We start from the raw sequence: 16,638 nt of genomic DNA, 5'->3' as shown, positions 1-16,638 counted from the left end.
AAAAGCCAAAGGAGTTCCTTCGGCTTTGGCGGTCTTTTTATTTTGCGGCAGCAAGCTCGTCTTCTGTCACCCATTTATGATTGGTTACTTTTTGGCCGCCGTCAGTCGGTGTATAGTCGACCATATAAACGGTTGTCTTTTTGGCTGAATCAATAACGGCTTCGGCACCCTTCATGCCTTTCATATGGGATGCCTCGATCACGGCCTTGTCACCCGGTTTTAACGTTTTATCACCGGCGCCCTTCAGCTCTTCCTGAATGACCCATTTGTGATCTTCGACGCGCTTTCCTCCCGTTTCCGGAGTGTAAGATACACTGTAAACCGTTGTATCATAAGCACCTTTTACGGTTCCTTGCGCATTTTTCATGCCTTTCATATGAGAAGCTAAAATCATGACGTCACTGCCGACTTTATAAGTCGGATTTTCGGCTTTCTTTAAACCTTTCGGCACCTCGGATGAACCTGAGTGATTCATGTCTTCGTGAGAGTGCGTTTCTTTGTCTTTCGCTTTTTCGCTTCCTCCTGAAGATTGGCCGTTGCATCCGGCAAGCACCAGAACGGGGATCAGGAGAAACATGCTGAATAAAAATAGTCTCGCTTTCATTTCAAGAACTCCTTTGCCTTTTTGATTTTTCATTTTCCCTTTCGTTTCTTCGGTAAAACAAAAAGATGGCCTGTCATTTCTCCTAATTCTTCAACTCTCTCTTTATTGCCTTTTATCAGGTGAAATTGTTCACAAAATGTACACATTAATAGAGATGCAGTATAATTTAATTATCAGATAATAGGGGGAACTCATCATGAAAACGAAGGTTTTTGCGGTGGTATTGGGCGCTGTTTTAATGATTGCGGGGTTGGTTTTGGCAGAAGTTTCGCTTTATATGGAATACATCACAATGGTCGGAGCTATGATTTTTTCTTCTATATTTATGTCAGAGCCGAAAAGAAAATTTCGCGTCATTAAAGGGGTTTGACTTTTCTATTACCGCCGTCTTCTCAGGACGGCGGTTTTGTTTTGCATGTCACTCAGTCTATCCGCAAAGCCGTTTCTTCTGTGCCGTCCTGATATAAAACGAAATGCGGGGCAGTATGTGCTTTATCACCTGCAAATTCAATTTCAAGCGGCAGCGCCCTGACAAAATAACGGGTTTCCGTCATTGGGAATAATTCAAATGGTGTCTGCCCGTCTATTGCAAGATACAATCGGTTTTCTTTTACCGTCACCGATGCATGTGTGTCATCCTGAAATGAGTAATTGCCGGTAAATCTGCTGTAAATCGCAGGATCGATATCTGCTTTTTTCTGATCCGCCGGACGTTTCGGAATCACGTACGGCTGATCAAATAAGATGTTTACGGCCGCGGCAATCACAGCTTGTTCAAATTGATACGATTGTTCCATATTGCTGAGATAAATCAGTGTTTTGTTCTGGTCAATATACCGGATCATCAGAGTTGAATAGCCCGGCCAGCCTCCGTCGTGACTGATAACCTTTCCTTTTTGGGGGCTGTTTTGAATCATCCAGCCAAATCCGTATCCGAATTGCTCTTCTTCATTCCAATAGCCCGGTGTAAACGCTTGATCTTTAGACTCTTTGCCGATGATTTCTTCCTTATAAAGAGCCTGATCAAACAGATATAAATCTCTAATAGTGGAGTTAACGGTTCCGTCACCTTGAATCCCGTCAAGAAAGACGACATAATCGGTTTCCTCAAGTTCATCCGGCAGCACATATTCTCCGGAATGAACATCATACACATAGCCATATGCATAGTTCGGAATGTTTTCTTTACTCAGCCTTCTGTTATAAATCCGCGTATCGTGCATACGAAGCGGATGAAATACGGCTTGTTTCATAAATTCAGCAAAACTCATGCCTGATACAATTTCTATAATAACCGCTAACACCGCATACCCCGTATTACTGTATAGCCACTCCTTGCCCGGCGGGAAATAAGCATCCGGTTTATGCTGCTTAAGCATATCGATCACATCTTGATTAACGGCAATTCTGTCCCGGTCCCAATGTGTTAAAAATAACTCCATATAGTCCGGCAATCCTGACGTATGATGGAGTAAATGCCGAATGGTAATGCCCGGATAAGGAAAATCAGGAAGCCACCGCTCTATCATATCGTCATAACGCAGCTTCCCTCGCTGCTCTAAAATGATAACGCCTAAAGCTGTAAACGGCTTCGATACTGAGGCCAATTCAAAGACCGATTGGTCATTCAGCATCCTCTTTGTTTTCAGTTCCGCAGCGCCGAATGAACCCTGATATAAGATGCGGCCGTTTTCCGCTGCCAATACAGCTCCGTTTATTTCATGTCTTTCGTCTAAAGTGCTGAAAAGCTGTTCAAAAGCTTGTTTTTTCTTATCGTTCATTTCACGAACCTCCATATACAAGCTGATTTACTCTTTTATACGAACAGCCGCTTTAGAAGTTTCAATATTTTTCCTGCCCGGAACACCAGTCAGTAAACTGCCGTTCAGGCAGCCGCGGAGGTTTAATGAAGGTCTTTTATTCGCACAACACTGTGCAGGCTTCGAACTCAACATGCTTCTCGTCTTTTTTTGCACCGGCAATTTCCATAGTCGAAAACATCGCACAGATGACGGCTTTGTATTCGTTCATGACGGTTTGAATTTCAATCAGAAACCGTTCGGATGAAGAGGCGTATTCCGTTACGTATTCTTTCATTTTGCCGATAATATCATCTGCCTGACGGATGAAGCCGGCCGCCTCCAAGTCACTCTCAAACTGGTTTTTGTTGATCATATGAATATGCATTTTTCAAGGCCCCTTTCAGCAGCGTTTTATGGTTATATCCACTGTAAAGGACAGGCTTGGATAAACTTTTAATAAAATATGAACAAAATATGAATTGGCTCATCGGCCTGACCGGCGGGCTTTCGGCTGTGCTCCGTTTCATTTGGACTACCTGAAATAATGACTTCTTTACTCTATGAAAAACAGCTCATATATGATCTAATACCAGTAAAATGAACGTTAGGAGGCGGCCTATGTCAGCAGCAGGAAATCGGCAAAAATTTTGGGTCATGGCGATGCTTATAGCGGTCTTTGCCGTGTTTGTTTTCTCTTTTTCCGAGAATCATTCACAAAAGAACTGGCACACGGCGGTTGACCAGGCGTCAGTGAATGTCTTCGGCCAGCAGATCTTTGAAAAAGACCGTCTGGCAAAAACACTCAACGCACATGAGGCAGAATCTCTTCTGACTCTTGTGAAACTTGCAAATGAAGAACATCACATCATCTAAAAGCCATTATAAAAAGCCTGTTTCCCTTTGGCAGAGGAAACAGGCTTTTTCCATGTATTATTGAGCATGTTTTTGTTCAATAAACCGGTCGATCCGGGCCAAAACATCCTTCATGTCCATACATTCTTTAAAGCTTTCATTAATGGCTTGAATGCCTTGTTTGTATTTTCCGTTATGCAGCACTTCTTCCGCGGCAAGCTTTACCTTTTCAGCGCTCACTTCATCTTTTTGCACTGTACAGCCTGCATCCAATTCAGTCAGGCGGCGCGCAACCATCGGCTGGTCTTTATCATGCGGAATAACGACCAGCGGCACTTGATAATGAATGCCTTCATTTACACTGTTCATTCCGCCATGCGTGACAAACACATCGGCCTGCTCAAGCACTTCAAGCTGCGGCACGTACGGGGCGATGATAAAGTTTTCCGGCGCCTGTTTGATTTTCGACAGATCGGCTTTTTCCCCGGCGGCAATGACTACTTTTCCTTCAAAATCTGAGAACGCGTCTATGCACAGATTGAAAAACGCTTCCGTGTCCCCGAGCACCGTTCCCATTGAAATATAAATGACTTTTTCATTCTTTAATGAGTCTATCGGGAAGTCGACGCGCCCTTTTCTCTTCGGAAAACTCGGACCGATAAATAAATACTCATCTCCGAATGTCTCACTTTCGGGCTGAAAATATCTGCTTGTATAGACGACGTTCAATTCACCTGTGTTGTTCATAAATTGAACCATGCTGTCAGGGGCGACACCGTATTTGTCTTTCATCTCGGCCAACAGCTCTTCACATTCCCTGTCCGGCTGAAACGGCACGCCCGATTCCGGATGGAGCGGCAGTATTTTCAGACGGTCTTCATTGAACAGGAAGGATGCTGAAGAAGAGATGCCGGGAATGTTGAGATAATCCCGCACCAGCTCTCCCGCACCGAATTTATCATAATAGACGGCGTCGAATTGAATGTCCTCTGCCAGCCGCTGCACAATATGTAAAATCTCCAGTGACGTTTTGATATGAACCTTTAAAAATGCAAGTATGCCGGACGGACTGCCGGGATCAATGGGTGTCATTCTGAGCAGATCGCTGTGAAGATGAACTTTCGCTCCTACTCCTTCCAGTCTGCTTTTGTATTTTTCCGTTGAGATATAATGAACGTGATCGCCCCGTTCGCTGAAGGCCTTTGTCATACCCAAAGTCGGGTTTACGTGTCCTTCTGCGGGAAAATTGATCATCAGAATATGTTTCGCCATTTTTCAAACTCCTTTGCCTTTTTTGCGTCTCTTCCATATCTATCATAAATGACGCGGAAAAAATCATGCAAGGAACATTCGTCAGGTCTTTATGACGGTTCGATGACATCGGCAAAAAAAGACAAGGCTTTTCACCTTGTCTATCGTGATGATGCGTCTGTTTCTCCCGCTTTGAGCACACCTTTCAGATGTTCTTCATCATGCTTGAGATGCTCCGTCATATATTGCACGGCTTTTGTTTTATCGCCCTTTTTTATTTCTTCAAAGACTTTCCGGTGCTCATGTAAGATCACTTCCGCACGGTCATCTCCTTTAAAATTAAGAACTCTGCAAAAATGAATCAGCACATTGACATGCTCAAGCAGCATGGCCAGCCGGCTGTTGCGGCTGAAATCCACAAGGAGCCGATGAAACGACTCGTTTAAGGAAATAATCTCAGTCTCTTTGACGCCTTTATTGATGGCTTCTTCCGTCTCCCGCAGCTGTTTTTCAATGAGGTCAATTTCACTCTCAGCCGCTTCATCAATAACCAGTTCGACCGCCAATGATTCAAGTGACATTCTGATTTGATAAATCTCTTCAACATCCTTAACGGACAAAGAATAAATGACAAAGCCGTTTCGATCGTCTGCCGTCAGAAGCCCGTCCTTTTCAAGGAGCCGCATGGCTTCTCTGACCGGCGACCGGCTGACTCCGAAATCCTTCGCCAGCTGAGTCTCATTCAGCCGTTCACCCGGTTTAAAAATCCCGTCAAATATCATTTTTTTCAATTGGGAATAAAACTGCAGATAATACGGGATTGGCTTATCTAATTTAAAATTATCCATCTTTCCTACCTCTTCATACAATTTAGGCCTTATTGTTACCAAGATCATATAACAGTTTATCTATGGAAGCAACATTCCAGAGCTTGTCAGCATAACGGAGGTGGCGTAATATGGAATTATAGCGAACGACGGTCGACGGTCTTCCGTAAACCGAAAACAATTCATTCAGAGGTGACGGAAACATGAAAACATACAAGATTGCCGGCATACCGGGGGACGGTGTGGGGAAAGAAGTCGTTCCGCAAGCGGAGCGGGTGTTGAACGCGATCGCCGAATTACATGGAGGCATTGCCTTTGATTTCACTTCATTTCCGTGGAGCTGCGAGTATTACTTGGAGCACGGGACTATGATGCCGGATGATGGATTAGAAACGTTACAGCACTTTGATGCTTTGTTTTTGGGAGCGGTGGGGAATCAAAAACTCGTCCCCGATCATGTTTCGCTGTGGGGGCTGCTCATCAAGATACGCCGGGAATTTGAACAGGTGATTAATGTACGGCCGGCGAAGCTCCTGCCGGGAATCACTTCCCCCCTCGTAAACCCGAAAGATTTTGATCTGATAGTCGTCCGCGAAAACAGTGAGGGCGAGTACAGCTCTGTCGGCGGCAGAATTTATCAGGGTGAGGACGAAATCGCCATACAAAACGCGGTCTTTTCCCGCCGGGGTACAGAAAGAGTGATGCGGTATGCTTTCGAACTGGCGGCAAGTCGGCGGAAACACGTCACAAGCGCGACGAAATCAAACGGTATTGTTCACTCGATGCCGTTCTGGGATGACATCTTTAAAGAGGTCAGCCGGGAGTACGCCGGGATCGAGACGGATTCCCAGCACATCGATGCACTGGCGGCCTTCTTTGTCACGCAGCCCGAACGCTTTGATGTCATTGTCGCTTCGAATCTGTTCGGAGATGTGCTGACAGATATCGGCGCGGCGATTATGGGAAGCGTCGGAATCGCTCCCGCAGCCAACATCAATGTAAACGGCAAATATCCTTCCATGTTTGAGCCTGTTCACGGCTCCGCCCCGGATATTGTCGGAAAAGGAATAGCCAATCCTATCGGCCAAATATGGACGGCGAAATTAATGCTCGATTCATTCGGAGAAGAGGAACTGGGCCATCTCCTCTTACAATCTATTGAAACGGTCACAAACAGCGGTATTCTGACTCCTGATGCCGGCGGAAAACATTCAACGGAAGATGTCACTTCCGCTATTATTTCTCAAATCAAGAACAGATAATACGAAAAAACCGCGGGCAGGAAAACTGCACAGCGGTTTTTTCGTCTCAGACGGGACGGAGCGCGCAGAAACAGGCCGATTCACCTGTGAAGCCCGCAATACGGCCTGATTGATCCTTTTCTACAGAAAAAAACCGCTGTATATCACAAGGAGCATCCAGCATCTGTTTTTCCAGTAATGCGGCTTTCTCTTCAGTCAGGCTTGCCCGTTCACACCAGACGGTAAATTGAAATGGTTTCAAAAAGCAGACAGCGGATTCAATCCGGAAGCCGGCTGTCTCCAGAAAACGAAGCCATTCTGTTTTTTTCCACGCCCGAAAGTGGCTCTGATCCCGTTTCTTTTCAATGTCATTATAAAAATGGTCATATTCATCCTTTTCAGGTGCGGTATTGTCAATGAGAAGCAGTCTGCCGCCCGGTTTGACAACCCGAAACGCTTCATGAACAAAGGCTCTGACATCGGGAAAATGATGCGCCGCGATTCTGCATGTGACGATATCGAAAGCAGCATCGGAAAACGGCATCTTTTCAGCATCGCCTTTTTCGAATGACACGTTCGTCCATCCGTTTCCGGTTATAAATGCTTCAGCGGCTGCTAACATTTCTTCCGTGAGGTCATATGCGATAACAGAGCGTACGAGAGGAGCGAGAGCGTTAGCCGTATGTCCGCCTCCCGTCGCGATATCCAGCACGTCCATATGCTTTTCGGCACCGGAAGCTGAAATGAGATATGCCAAATCCTCTCCTGCGGCGTATCCGGGACTAGTCACATATTTCGCGGCGTTTTTAGCAAATTGCCGCTGCGCCTGCTGTTTAATTGAATCCTCCATTATACTTGGGCCCCCTTTTCTTTCTGCTTGCTGCCTTAATCAAAATAAACGGGTTCGTCCGGATGTTTGAGATATGCGAACATCTTTTTAATCTGACTTTCCGTATTGCGGGCTTCAGATAGCGGCGGCAGTTCCGTTTCCGCAAAAAAGCCGGCCGCGCTTGTTTCCGTTCCCTCCCTGAGCCGGCCGCCGATGATCTCGCATCGGATAAACACTTTGTAAACGTGGGCGGCGGACGGCGGGTGGGAATGGCATTTCTTATCCATTACAGCTAACAGTTTAACGGGCTTTACGTCGATTCCCGACTCCTCTTTTACTTCTTTGACAGCGGTCTCGCCCGGTGAAATCCCGATATCAGCCCATCCGCCCGGCAGCGCCCATCTGCCGTCGCTTTTCTCTCTTACCATTAATATGCTCTGATCTTTAAAAACTGCCGCTCTGATATCAACTTTCGGAGTGGGATAGCCCGTGTCACCGGCGAATACGTCTTTGATGATGCTTTTGTCGATGCCGGTATGTTGCGCCATGATATCCACGCTTATTTTTCTTATTTCTTCAAATCTCTCAATATCATATATGTCTTTGGAATAAGCCAGCCCCGCTTGCGCCGCGGATTGAAGCTGTTTTGCCCATTCAAGCCATTTTGGCTCCATTTTTTCCACCGCCCGTTATGTTAATTAAACGAAACCCGAATTGCACCTTGAGAGTACCCCGTTTCTGCTCCTTGTTTTCTGTTTATGGCGGAGCGAATCCTGCCGGGAAATCAGAAAAAGCCATTCATTTGCTGAATGGCTTTTTTTCATTTTCTATTTTTCTTTCATGACGAGAACGACGCCTGAAACAATAAGGGCCGCCCCGATCCAGAAGGTTCCTCCGATCGTCTCTCCCAGCAGCAGCCAGCCGAGCAATGTCCCGGAAAGCGGCTGAAAGAAGAAAAACAGACCGCCGCTTGCCGCATTCAGCAATTGCAATCCGCGATTCCAAAGCATGAACGCGCAGGCGGTTGAGATCACACCCAGATATAAAAGTCCGCCCCCTATCTCAGGCCGGGCAAGCTGAGACAAAGGAATCTCCCGAAGCGGGCCCGCTGTAAACGGGGTCAGGATGACAAATGCGACGCAAATGGAATACGTTGTGACGACAAGCGGTGAGTAATGGCCGGGAACCCGTTTCATCAGCACGGACATCAAAGCCCATGTCAGCGCCGCAGCCAGAAGCGAGAGACCGCCGAACTGGCTCGACATATTGAGATCTCCGTTCCCCACAATGAGCAATACTCCGATCGTCGCCAGCCCTATCGATATTCCTTTTTTCAGCGTTAACCGTTCTTTCAAAATCAGCCGGGCAAATACAACCATAAATGCGGGAGTGGATGCTGTAATAATCGCACCCATCTGCGCGGTTGATAATTTCGTGCCGATTTCCTGCGTGACGATCGAAATCGTGTTGCCGATCAATCCGATCGCAGCGATCAGTAATAAATCACGTTTATGAACTTTCCAGGATTGGCGTGTAAATAAACTGAGAATCAAAAGCGAAAGAAGCGCCACCGCATATCTCAGCCATACCAGTTCAAGCGGCGGAATGACCGCTACCACTACTTTAACGACGACATACATACCGCCCCAGATACTGGCGGCCAATGCCAAATAAATCGAACCGAACAATGTATTTTTCAATTTGATGCACCCTCCGTTATCATATTAGGTCACGTCATATGCCCTAACGGAGAGAAGCGCAGTCACTTTCCTCCATTAAGGGCGGAGAAGTGCTGCCGGTACATCATGTTCAAATAAGGGTGCTAGAAACATATCGTTTTTCACCTCAATTGCAATCTGATTTTTCTCATTATACAAGGTTTGTCAGAAGACGTAAACGAACGGCGGCATCGGCTTTATCGATTGCGGACTTGCAGCTGGATTCTTGTGATCTGATTGTCAAACCCATCCGCCACAACCTCATCAAGCATATATTCTTCATATGCATAATCGCCCATTTCCAGCCCATACTCTTCAATAAACTGCATGATGCTGCGGTAAGCCGCTTCCGCTTCATCCCCTATTTGGTACCCGACGGCATAAAGCCCTTTCGGCTTGATATGGAGGTCTCTATTCTCTATGCCTTCTTCTGTCTTCATATAAAAATGGGTGTAGTTGTAGAATTCTTTTTTCAGAATCTGCTCCCGCGCAAACAGTCCGCCGACCGGATGCCCCTGATCGAGTTCATGTACCCGCATATAGCGGATCAATTCGGAAATGGCCGCAGTGTATTGCCGTTCTGGCAAATGGAGTACGGGTCGTCCTATCATAAGTGTCTCTTCATCTAATCGCTGCAATGAGACGGAGGAGAAGTCTGTCTCCAAAGCTTGTTCGGTCAGCTTCACCTTTGTCTGAATCATTCTTTGCAGGTGCTCCAGCTTTTTGATTTTGCTTTCGATTTCTGATGATTTCTCTTTTAAAAGCGTGATGATACCCTCAGGGGTTTTGTCTGTTAAGAGCGGTTTGATCTGCTTCAAGGGCACGCCGACCTCCTTAAACAGACCGATAACCTGGAACAGTTCGAATTGATGATAGGAATAGTATCTGTATCCGTTCGCTTTTTTGATTTCCGGAGAAAGCAGGCCGATCTCGTCATAATGGAACAGGGTTTGTTTTTTTACGTGGCACAGTTTTGCAAATTCACCCGTTGTGAAGTATTTTCTGACGTCTTCGCTCATAATGCCTCCTTGACTATACGGTAACCATATCCTTTATGATGATCATTGTATCCGAGAGAAGGCTGATTCACAAATGGCTTACGCAATGAAAGCTTTACCGTCTCAGAAAAAGCAGAAGAGGAGTATCAAGTATGACGATTGAAATCAGAGCAGTCACGGAAGAAAACCGTGCTGATATACTGGCGCTTCATGTAAGGGAAAGCCAGACTTCATTTATTGAAACCGCGGAAGAGTGCTTACAAGATGCTGAGGATTGCCGGCATTATCAGCCGGCCGGTCTTTATGTTAACGGGGAATTAGTCGGCTTTGCCATGTACGGATGGTTTCCGGAATATGATGAGGAAAATGAAAACGGCAGAGTGTGGCTTGACCGTTTTTTTATTGATGAACGTTATCAGGGACGTGGATTGGGCAGGCTGTTGCTTGATGCCCTTATCCGCCATCTCGTTCGAATATATGAGTGCAGACGGATTTATTTAAGTCTGTTTGAAGATAACGTGCACGCATTGCGGCTTTATCAAAAATTCGGCTTCTTATTCAATGGAGAGCTGGACTCAAACGGGGAAAAAGTGATGGTGAAAGAGCTGTAAACCCTCTGTATAAAAGCGATTCGGCTTCTTGCCAATCCCTCAAATTTGAGGTAACATAAAGATAATGGACGACGGTCGACGGACGACGATCGATTGTTAAAAACCTGATAAAGCGGATCTGAACATGGTGATCAGGCATCTAAATGGAGGAGAAGATTGTGCTTATTATACTCGTTATGTTCCTTCTCGGGATTATTCTAGGGTTTATCGGCGCGGGGGGAGCCGGTTTTGTCATTGCACTTTTAACTATACTGTTTCACGTACCGATTCATACGGCTTTGGGCACCTCCCTCGCCGGAATGGCTTTCACAAGTTTATCGGGGGCTTTCAGCCACTACCGTGAAGGCAATATTCAGATGAAAATCGGCCTCATCGTCGGCGTTTTTGCGGCATTCGGTTCGTTTTTCGGGGCAAGGCTTACTTCCCTTATCCCTGCAGATTTGCTGCATTACTTGACGGCGGGCATGCTGTTTTTATCCGCTCTGCTTATTTTAGTCCGGTTATTTATTGTAAAAGAAACACATGAAGATTCCGGACGGCAAAGCAATCTGAACATATGGGTGAAAGCCGTTGTACTCGGTATCATCGCAGGAATCTTGTCCGGAACGTTCGGGATCGGCTCTGCCCCTTTCATCCAGATCGGCTTAATGATTCTTTTGCGCTTATCCATCCGCCAGTCGGTCGGCACCACCATGCTTGTCATTATCCCGCTTGCGGTCGGCGGAGGACTCGGTTATGTGACGGAAGGATTTGTCGATTATATACTGTTGGTCAAAGTGCTGATCGGCACGATGTGCGGCGCATATGTCGGAGCGAAATTCACCAACCACGTGCCGAAAGTCATTCTGAAATCAGCCATCTTTTTAACACCGGCCATCGCCGGTCTCATGCTTTTATTTTAAACTGAAACGGGAGGCGGCCGCCTCCCGTTTTTTCTGTTCTTCACCTGTTTTCGAAGAGCTTTTTCAGCTTTGCTTCCGTTTCGGTATGATCTACCGGCGTATACACACTGCAGCGCAGATCACTGTTGCCCTGAACCTGAAATGAAGTCAGGTTAAAGACCATTTTTCCCGCCTTCGCGTGGCGGAACTCAATTAATACTTCGGGTGCCGAGCTGACTTCGCTCTCATTCCACAGCGTATGAAATTCCGAATACGTTTTCTCCATTTCTTCTATAAACTGAGAATACCACGTATCAGCTACATACTGGCCGTAGTACGTTCTGAAAATGGCGATGAATCCTTTCACAAAGTGCTCCCAGTTCACAGCTAAACTTCTTAATTCTTTTCTGGAAAACAATAGCTCTATGAGATTCCGTTTTTCAGGAGGAATTTGTTCAAAATCTAAAAACACGTGAGCCGCGGCCTGATTCCATCCCACGATATGACAGCGCCTGTCCGAGATAATGGTGGGACAATAACGGAGCTCCTGCAGGATTTTTGAAAGCGACGGGCTGATAACCGCTTCTTCCTCCGCGGCAAACGGCTGCTTCACGCCCTCCTCAATGGCAAGCGCGTATAAATAATTTCTCTCATCTTTGTTGAGCTGCAGCGCATCGGAAACCGCGTCCAATACGGCTGCGGACACTTTAATGTCTCTGCCCTGCTCCAGCCACGTATACCACGTGGTGCTTACGCCTGCTAATTGCGCGACCTCTTCTCTTCGGAGCCCGGGCGTTCTTCTCCGTGTGCCCATCGGCAGCCCGGCCATCTGCGGAGAAATTTTGGCCCGCTGCGTTTTTAAAAACTCTGAGAGCGCCTGCAATCTTCCTTCTGGTATCATACCGAATCTCTCCTCTCTTACCCTGGTATTCATTATACTAGGATAATCAACAACTTGTAATAGGATAATTGCGAGTTACAATAAATACATACCGAAGGAGGAATGACCATGAAAAGAGTTGTGATCACCGGAATGGGAGTGATTTCACCTCTCGGCAATGATGTGCATACATTTTGGAAACACCTGACGGAAGGAACATCGGGAATTTCTCTCATCGATTCGTTTGATGTCTCCGGCTCCAAGACAAAAATAGCCGGCACCGTCCGTGATTTTGACGCAGAAGAAAGATGGGGCAGAAAAGAAGCGAGACGGCTTGACCGTTTCAGCCAGTTTGCTTTAGCGGCAGCGGAACAGGCGCTTGAAAGCTCCGGGATTCAGCTCGATCAGATTGACCGTGAACGCCTCGGCGTGTACGTCGGCTCGGGAATCGGCGGCATCACGACTTTGATTGATAACGTTCATACTTTAAATGAACGGGGAGCGCGAAAAGTGAGCCCGAGCCTTGTCCCCATGATGATCTCAAACGCGGCCGCCGCTCAAATCAGCATCAGATTAGGCGCGCTCGGCCCCTCACTTTCTCCCGTCACCGCGTGTTCCATCGGCAATACGTCGATCGGGGAAGCATTCAACGCCATTCGGAATGATGACGCAGATATTATGTTTGCCGGGGGAGCGGAAGCGGCGATTACGAATTTGTCATTAGCCAGCTTCGGCAATGCCCACGCGCTGTCAGCGAGAAACGAAGACCCCGCCGCGGCAAGCCGGCCGTTTGACGCTGATCGCGATGGGTTTGTCATGAGTGAAGGCGCGGGCATCTTAGTATTGGAATCATTGGATAGCGCAATCGGCAGAAACGCCCCGATCCTCTGTGAGGTGCTCGGCTACGGCGCAAGCTCTGACGCGTATCATATGGTGGCCTCCCATCCGGAAGGGACGGGCGCATACCTGGCGATGAAAAATGCTTTGAAAAAGGCGAACGTTTCAGCGGAAGACATTGATGTCGTAAGCGCCCACGCGACAAGCACAAAAGCCGGAGATCTTTCTGAAACATTGGCAATCAAAACATTATTCGGGGAGCTTGCGTATGACATTCCGGTTACGGCCAACAAATCAATGCTCGGCCACATGCTTGGCGCGGCAGGCGGCGTTGAAGCCATCGCTCTGACAGAAAGCCTGAGACACGGCATCATCCCGCCGACGATCAATCTGCAGCACCCTGATTCGGCATGTGATTTGGACTATGTGTCAGACGGGCCCCGCCATCAATCGTTAACGATCGGCCTTTCCAACTCATTCGGCTTTGGCGGACATAATTCGGCGATCGTGCTGAAGAAATATGAATAGCGGGCATCAAAAAAAGGAGTGAATCATTTCACTCCTTTTTTGCTTTCTCCGGTTTTGTTGTTAAGGCAAAAAAAGCGATGGAACCGATAACGGATGTCGTGAACATAATTGCCCCCATCGGCACGGCCGTCGCTTCATTCATCCCCACAAGCGGCGACACGATGGAACCGAGAAGAAGCGGAAGCATGCCGAGCAGTGCGCTTGCGCTTCCCGCGCGGTGTCCCTGCTTTTCCATCGCCAATGTAAAGGTGCTTGTCAGCGTCATGCCGATCGTAATCATATAAATAAAAATGGAAATCACCAGTGCCGCCAGCGGTCCGTGAATGATCGTCATGACGAGCAGAACGGCAGTCGCCGTCATCGCTGTAATCACGCCGATTTTCAGCAGGCTTTTTTCGTGAATGATCCCGCCGAAACGGCCGATGATAAAGCTTCCGGTAATGATCGCCAGACCGTTTATGCCGAATAAAACACTGAATACCTGAGGCGATACTCCGTAAATATCCTGATACACGAAAGGCGTTCCGGAGACATACGCAAAGCTCCCGCCGTGAATAAAACCGACCGTCAGCGCATAGCCGATAAATGACCGATCCTTCAGCAGGCTTCCCATTGTCCGCACGGAATTTCCGATGGAGCTCGGAATCCGCTTTTCCGGCGGCAGGGTTTCTGTCAGCTTGAGCGCAATGATGAGAACAAGCAAAAACCCGATAAAGGTTAAAAACAGAAAAATCGTATGCCATGATGCAAACGGAAGCAATAAAATCGCGCCTCCCGTCATCGGCGCCACCATCGGCGCGACGGCGGTAATGACCATCAGCAGCGAGAAAAATTTAGAAAGTTCTCTTCCCGTAAACACATCTCTGACGATTGCACGGGATAAAACGAGTCCCGCCGAAGCGGTGAATCCTTGAAGAAAACGGGCAATCACCAGTGTTGAAATGTTCGGTGCAAGCGCGCAAAACAGAGAAAACAAAGCAAATAAAAAAATACATAGCAATAACGGTTTTCTTCTTCCCTTCGCGTCACTTAACGGGCCGACAACAACCTGTCCGATTGTCAGTCCGATCAGACAAGCGGTTAAACTGAGCTGGACAAGCGAAGCGCGGGCGCTTAAATCTTCGGCGATTTCAGGGAAACTCGGCAGATACATATCTATATTGAGCGGCCCCAGTATCGCAAGCATTCCGAGAAGAAAAGCCAGCGCAAGCCGCTCCTTACCGGTCGGATTATGCAGCATATCGTTCCCACCTTTCCTTTGTCAATCTCTCAAAACATTTGTATATTGTATCATAATTTTTTCTTTATTTTTAAAAGTTTTCAAAGGGCATAAAAAAAACCAAGGGCTGTAACAGCCCTTGGTTCCGGGTCACGCGGTAAAAGGTTTTACGCGTGTTTTTCTTTAAATGCTTTTGCGTATTGATCAGCCGCTATAATGGCGTCCGCCACGTCGTCAGCCGTCACGTCAAAAGCGGCATGAATCGTTTCTTCTTCAATCGTCGCGGCTTCTGCCACTTTCATAATGTCCTCTTTAGATGCGTCTTTCAATTTGATGTCTTCAAGTGTGACAGGCAGCCCCAAGCTGATATAAAACGCGATATACCGCTCAATTTCCTCAAGCGAACGTTTTTCCAGCGCCAATTGAACGAGCGTGCCGAATGCCACTTTTTCACCATGGGTCAAGTGATGGATTTCACCTTCAAGCGCGGTAAATCCGTTATGAATGGCATGTGCCGCAGCTAAGCCGCCGCTTTCAAATCCCAGTCCGCTCAGAAGTGTATTGGCTTCAACCACCGCTTCCAATGCGGGCGTAACGGCTTTCGCTTTCACAGACTCATAAGCGAGACGGCCGTATTTGAATAATACCGCTTCACATTTTTCCGCGATAGCCTCTCCGGCGATTGTCGGAATTCCGCCTGCCATCGTTTTACCGCCATTGGCGATGACACTGCGCGCCTCTATCCACGTCGCCATCGCATCGGCAATCCCTGATGCTAAAAAGCGCGGCGGAGCTTCCGCGACGATTTTCGTATCGACCAGAACCAAGTCAGGATTCTTATGATAAAAACGATAGTTTTCGAACGCGCCTTGTTCAGAATACACGACAGACAGCCCGCTTGTCGGAGCATCCGTTGAAGCGGCCGTCGGCACGATAACGGTGTAGCCGTTTATTTCATCTGATACGGCTTTGGCCGTATCAAGCGTTTTACCGCCGCCGACTCCGATGACAATAGTCGCCCCTGCTTTTTCTGCGATGCCGGCAATTCTTTTCATTTCTTCCTGGGAGGCTTCGCCGTTGAAAACCGCCTCTTCAGAAGAGATATTGCTTTTCTTTAATTCAGCCGTCACCTTGTGGCCCGCGATATCCCATACGGTTTTGTCCGCGATGACGACGGCTTTTTCACCAACGCCCTCCAGATGTCCGCCGATCGTTTCAATGGCGTTTTTTCCCTGCACGTATTTGGCCGGACTGATAAAAATTCGTTCCATTGTCATCATCCCTTCTTCGTTGTCTCTCATTACATTTCTCTTATTGATAGAGCGGAAATGAAAACTCTTCTGATATAATTCCTCGTTTTAACTTGGTTTAAACCTCATATACACTGCAGAAAATCAATTTTCACGGCATTGACAAGATGTGAAGGTGTCTATATAATCTTCGATATTGAAGCTGATCATTCTTTACTGAATGAACAAACAAGATTGTGAATGATTCGTCTTAAAAATTATTTAGTTCTGCTGGATAATTTTTGAGGCGTTTTTGTTTTATATATATTTT

The 16,638-nt window shown here is 47.1% G+C and carries 18 protein-coding genes; 6 read left to right on the top strand and 12 right to left on the bottom strand.

From position 1 onward, the window contains the following. Positions 1 to 37 precede the first annotated feature (37 nt). Complete coding sequence (locus L3V45_RS02975) at positions 38 to 604, bottom strand: YdhK family protein (protein ID WP_052587386.1); 567 nt, start codon at positions 602 to 604, stop codon at positions 38 to 40. Positions 605 to 800: 196 nt separating this feature from the next. Between L3V45_RS02975 and L3V45_RS02970 the strand changes: the two genes are divergently transcribed. Beyond that, positions 801 to 974: a hypothetical protein gene (locus L3V45_RS02970; protein WP_003156030.1), complete on the top strand. Its 174-nt coding sequence runs from the start codon at positions 801 to 803 to the stop codon at positions 972 to 974. A gap of 52 nt (positions 975 to 1,026) precedes the next feature. Here L3V45_RS02970 and L3V45_RS02965 read toward each other — a convergent pair whose 3' ends face one another. Continuing rightward, on the bottom strand, positions 1,027 to 2,385 hold the full coding sequence (locus tag L3V45_RS02965; RefSeq protein ID WP_236837244.1) for a beta-lactamase family protein: 1,359 nt from the start codon (positions 2,383 to 2,385) through the stop codon (positions 1,027 to 1,029). A gap of 136 nt (positions 2,386 to 2,521) precedes the next feature. Next, positions 2,522 to 2,791 (bottom strand): hypothetical protein, encoded by a 270-nt coding sequence (locus L3V45_RS02960; protein ID WP_003156033.1) that lies wholly within the window; start codon positions 2,789 to 2,791, stop codon positions 2,522 to 2,524. Positions 2,792 to 3,024: 233 nt separating this feature from the next. Here L3V45_RS02960 and L3V45_RS02955 point away from each other — a divergent pair, with 233 nt between their 5' ends. Then, entirely contained in the window at positions 3,025 to 3,279 is a 255-nt protein-coding gene (locus tag L3V45_RS02955) for a hypothetical protein (RefSeq protein WP_003156035.1), read from the top strand. 57 nt (positions 3,280 to 3,336) lie between these two features. On the opposite strand, the gene L3V45_RS02950 is transcribed toward L3V45_RS02955, so the two are convergent. After that, positions 3,337 to 4,530, bottom strand: coding sequence for a macrolide family glycosyltransferase (locus tag L3V45_RS02950; RefSeq protein WP_025853703.1), 1,194 nt, complete (start codon positions 4,528 to 4,530; stop codon positions 3,337 to 3,339). Between the two features lie 140 nt (positions 4,531 to 4,670). After that, on the bottom strand, positions 4,671 to 5,357 hold the full coding sequence (locus tag L3V45_RS02945; protein WP_003156038.1) for a GntR family transcriptional regulator: 687 nt from the start codon (positions 5,355 to 5,357) through the stop codon (positions 4,671 to 4,673). Between the two features lie 182 nt (positions 5,358 to 5,539). Between L3V45_RS02945 and L3V45_RS02940 the strand changes: the two genes are divergently transcribed. Further along, positions 5,540 to 6,598: a tartrate dehydrogenase gene (locus tag L3V45_RS02940; RefSeq protein WP_236837243.1), complete on the top strand. Its 1,059-nt coding sequence runs from the start codon at positions 5,540 to 5,542 to the stop codon at positions 6,596 to 6,598. 46 nt (positions 6,599 to 6,644) lie between these two features. Here the strand turns inward: L3V45_RS02940 and L3V45_RS02935 are convergent, their stop codons facing one another. From L3V45_RS02935 to L3V45_RS02920, 4 genes are all read right to left on the bottom strand, one after another. Continuing rightward, positions 6,645 to 7,427: a class I SAM-dependent methyltransferase gene (locus L3V45_RS02935; RefSeq protein ID WP_024084950.1), complete on the bottom strand. Its 783-nt coding sequence runs from the start codon at positions 7,425 to 7,427 to the stop codon at positions 6,645 to 6,647. 35 nt (positions 7,428 to 7,462) lie between these two features. Continuing rightward, on the bottom strand, positions 7,463 to 8,080 hold the full coding sequence (locus L3V45_RS02930; RefSeq protein ID WP_236837242.1) for an NUDIX hydrolase: 618 nt from the start codon (positions 8,078 to 8,080) through the stop codon (positions 7,463 to 7,465). A gap of 153 nt (positions 8,081 to 8,233) precedes the next feature. Then, entirely contained in the window at positions 8,234 to 9,106 is an 873-nt protein-coding gene (locus tag L3V45_RS02925) for a DMT family transporter (protein ID WP_069473170.1), read from the bottom strand. A 215-nt stretch (positions 9,107 to 9,321) separates the two neighbouring features. Then, on the bottom strand, positions 9,322 to 10,143 hold the full coding sequence (locus L3V45_RS02920; protein ID WP_003156048.1) for a MerR family transcriptional regulator: 822 nt from the start codon (positions 10,141 to 10,143) through the stop codon (positions 9,322 to 9,324). A gap of 131 nt (positions 10,144 to 10,274) precedes the next feature. Between L3V45_RS02920 and L3V45_RS02915 the strand changes: the two genes are divergently transcribed. Both L3V45_RS02915 and L3V45_RS02910 read left to right on the top strand, forming a co-directional pair. Then, entirely contained in the window at positions 10,275 to 10,733 is a 459-nt protein-coding gene (locus tag L3V45_RS02915) for a GNAT family N-acetyltransferase (RefSeq protein ID WP_003156050.1), read from the top strand. Positions 10,734 to 10,891: 158 nt separating this feature from the next. Beyond that, on the top strand, positions 10,892 to 11,635 hold the full coding sequence (locus tag L3V45_RS02910) for a sulfite exporter TauE/SafE family protein (protein WP_003156052.1): 744 nt from the start codon (positions 10,892 to 10,894) through the stop codon (positions 11,633 to 11,635). Between the two features lie 40 nt (positions 11,636 to 11,675). On the opposite strand, the gene L3V45_RS02905 is transcribed toward L3V45_RS02910, so the two are convergent. Further along, positions 11,676 to 12,515 (bottom strand): helix-turn-helix transcriptional regulator, encoded by an 840-nt coding sequence (locus L3V45_RS02905; protein WP_007409314.1) that lies wholly within the window; start codon positions 12,513 to 12,515, stop codon positions 11,676 to 11,678. A 108-nt stretch (positions 12,516 to 12,623) separates the two neighbouring features. Between L3V45_RS02905 and fabF the strand changes: the two genes are divergently transcribed. Then, entirely contained in the window at positions 12,624 to 13,859 is a 1,236-nt protein-coding gene (gene fabF, locus L3V45_RS02900; protein ID WP_043866871.1) for a beta-ketoacyl-ACP synthase II, read from the top strand. A 28-nt stretch (positions 13,860 to 13,887) separates the two neighbouring features. Here fabF and L3V45_RS02895 read toward each other — a convergent pair whose 3' ends face one another. Continuing rightward, positions 13,888 to 15,099, bottom strand: coding sequence for a Bcr/CflA family efflux MFS transporter (locus L3V45_RS02895; RefSeq protein ID WP_003156055.1), 1,212 nt, complete (start codon positions 15,097 to 15,099; stop codon positions 13,888 to 13,890). Positions 15,100 to 15,245: 146 nt separating this feature from the next. After that, positions 15,246 to 16,379 (bottom strand): glycerol dehydrogenase, encoded by a 1,134-nt coding sequence (locus L3V45_RS02890; RefSeq protein ID WP_236837241.1) that lies wholly within the window; start codon positions 16,377 to 16,379, stop codon positions 15,246 to 15,248. Positions 16,380 to 16,638: the final 259 nt, after the last annotated feature.

The sequence above is a fragment of the Bacillus sp. R45 genome (assembly GCF_021729365.1).
GTDB classification, from domain to species: domain Bacteria; phylum Bacillota; class Bacilli; order Bacillales; family Bacillaceae; genus Bacillus; species Bacillus velezensis.
Note: the sequence above shows the minus strand (reverse complement) of the source record. Positions and strands in the feature narration are given on the sequence as shown.

Excerpts from the sequence above, each read along its gene's own strand:
- fabF (WP_043866871.1), top strand. The coding sequence starts at position 12,624 with ATGAAAAGAGTTGTGATCACCGGAATGGGAGTGATTTCACCTCTCGGC.
- L3V45_RS02930 (WP_236837242.1), bottom strand. The coding sequence starts at position 8,080 with ATGGAGCCAAAATGGCTTGAATGGGCAAAACAGCTTCAATCCGCGGCG.
- L3V45_RS02940 (WP_236837243.1), top strand. The coding sequence starts at position 5,540 with ATGAAAACATACAAGATTGCCGGCATACCGGGGGACGGTGTGGGGAAA.
- L3V45_RS02895 (WP_003156055.1), bottom strand. The coding sequence starts at position 15,099 with ATGCTGCATAATCCGACCGGTAAGGAGCGGCTTGCGCTGGCTTTTCTT.
- L3V45_RS02920 (WP_003156048.1), bottom strand. The coding sequence starts at position 10,143 with ATGAGCGAAGACGTCAGAAAATACTTCACAACGGGTGAATTTGCAAAA.
- L3V45_RS02935 (WP_024084950.1), bottom strand. The coding sequence starts at position 7,427 with ATGGAGGATTCAATTAAACAGCAGGCGCAGCGGCAATTTGCTAAAAAC.
- L3V45_RS02970 (WP_003156030.1), top strand. The coding sequence starts at position 801 with ATGAAAACGAAGGTTTTTGCGGTGGTATTGGGCGCTGTTTTAATGATT.
- L3V45_RS02945 (WP_003156038.1), bottom strand. The coding sequence starts at position 5,357 with ATGGATAATTTTAAATTAGATAAGCCAATCCCGTATTATCTGCAGTTT.
- L3V45_RS02965 (WP_236837244.1), bottom strand. The coding sequence starts at position 2,385 with ATGAACGATAAGAAAAAACAAGCTTTTGAACAGCTTTTCAGCACTTTA.
- L3V45_RS02955 (WP_003156035.1), top strand. The coding sequence starts at position 3,025 with ATGTCAGCAGCAGGAAATCGGCAAAAATTTTGGGTCATGGCGATGCTT.
- L3V45_RS02915 (WP_003156050.1), top strand. The coding sequence starts at position 10,275 with ATGACGATTGAAATCAGAGCAGTCACGGAAGAAAACCGTGCTGATATA.
- L3V45_RS02890 (WP_236837241.1), bottom strand. The coding sequence starts at position 16,379 with ATGAGAGACAACGAAGAAGGGATGATGACAATGGAACGAATTTTTATC.
- L3V45_RS02975 (WP_052587386.1), bottom strand. The coding sequence starts at position 604 with ATGAAAGCGAGACTATTTTTATTCAGCATGTTTCTCCTGATCCCCGTT.
- L3V45_RS02960 (WP_003156033.1), bottom strand. The coding sequence starts at position 2,791 with ATGCATATTCATATGATCAACAAAAACCAGTTTGAGAGTGACTTGGAG.
- L3V45_RS02950 (WP_025853703.1), bottom strand. The coding sequence starts at position 4,530 with ATGGCGAAACATATTCTGATGATCAATTTTCCCGCAGAAGGACACGTA.
- L3V45_RS02905 (WP_007409314.1), bottom strand. The coding sequence starts at position 12,515 with ATGATACCAGAAGGAAGATTGCAGGCGCTCTCAGAGTTTTTAAAAACG.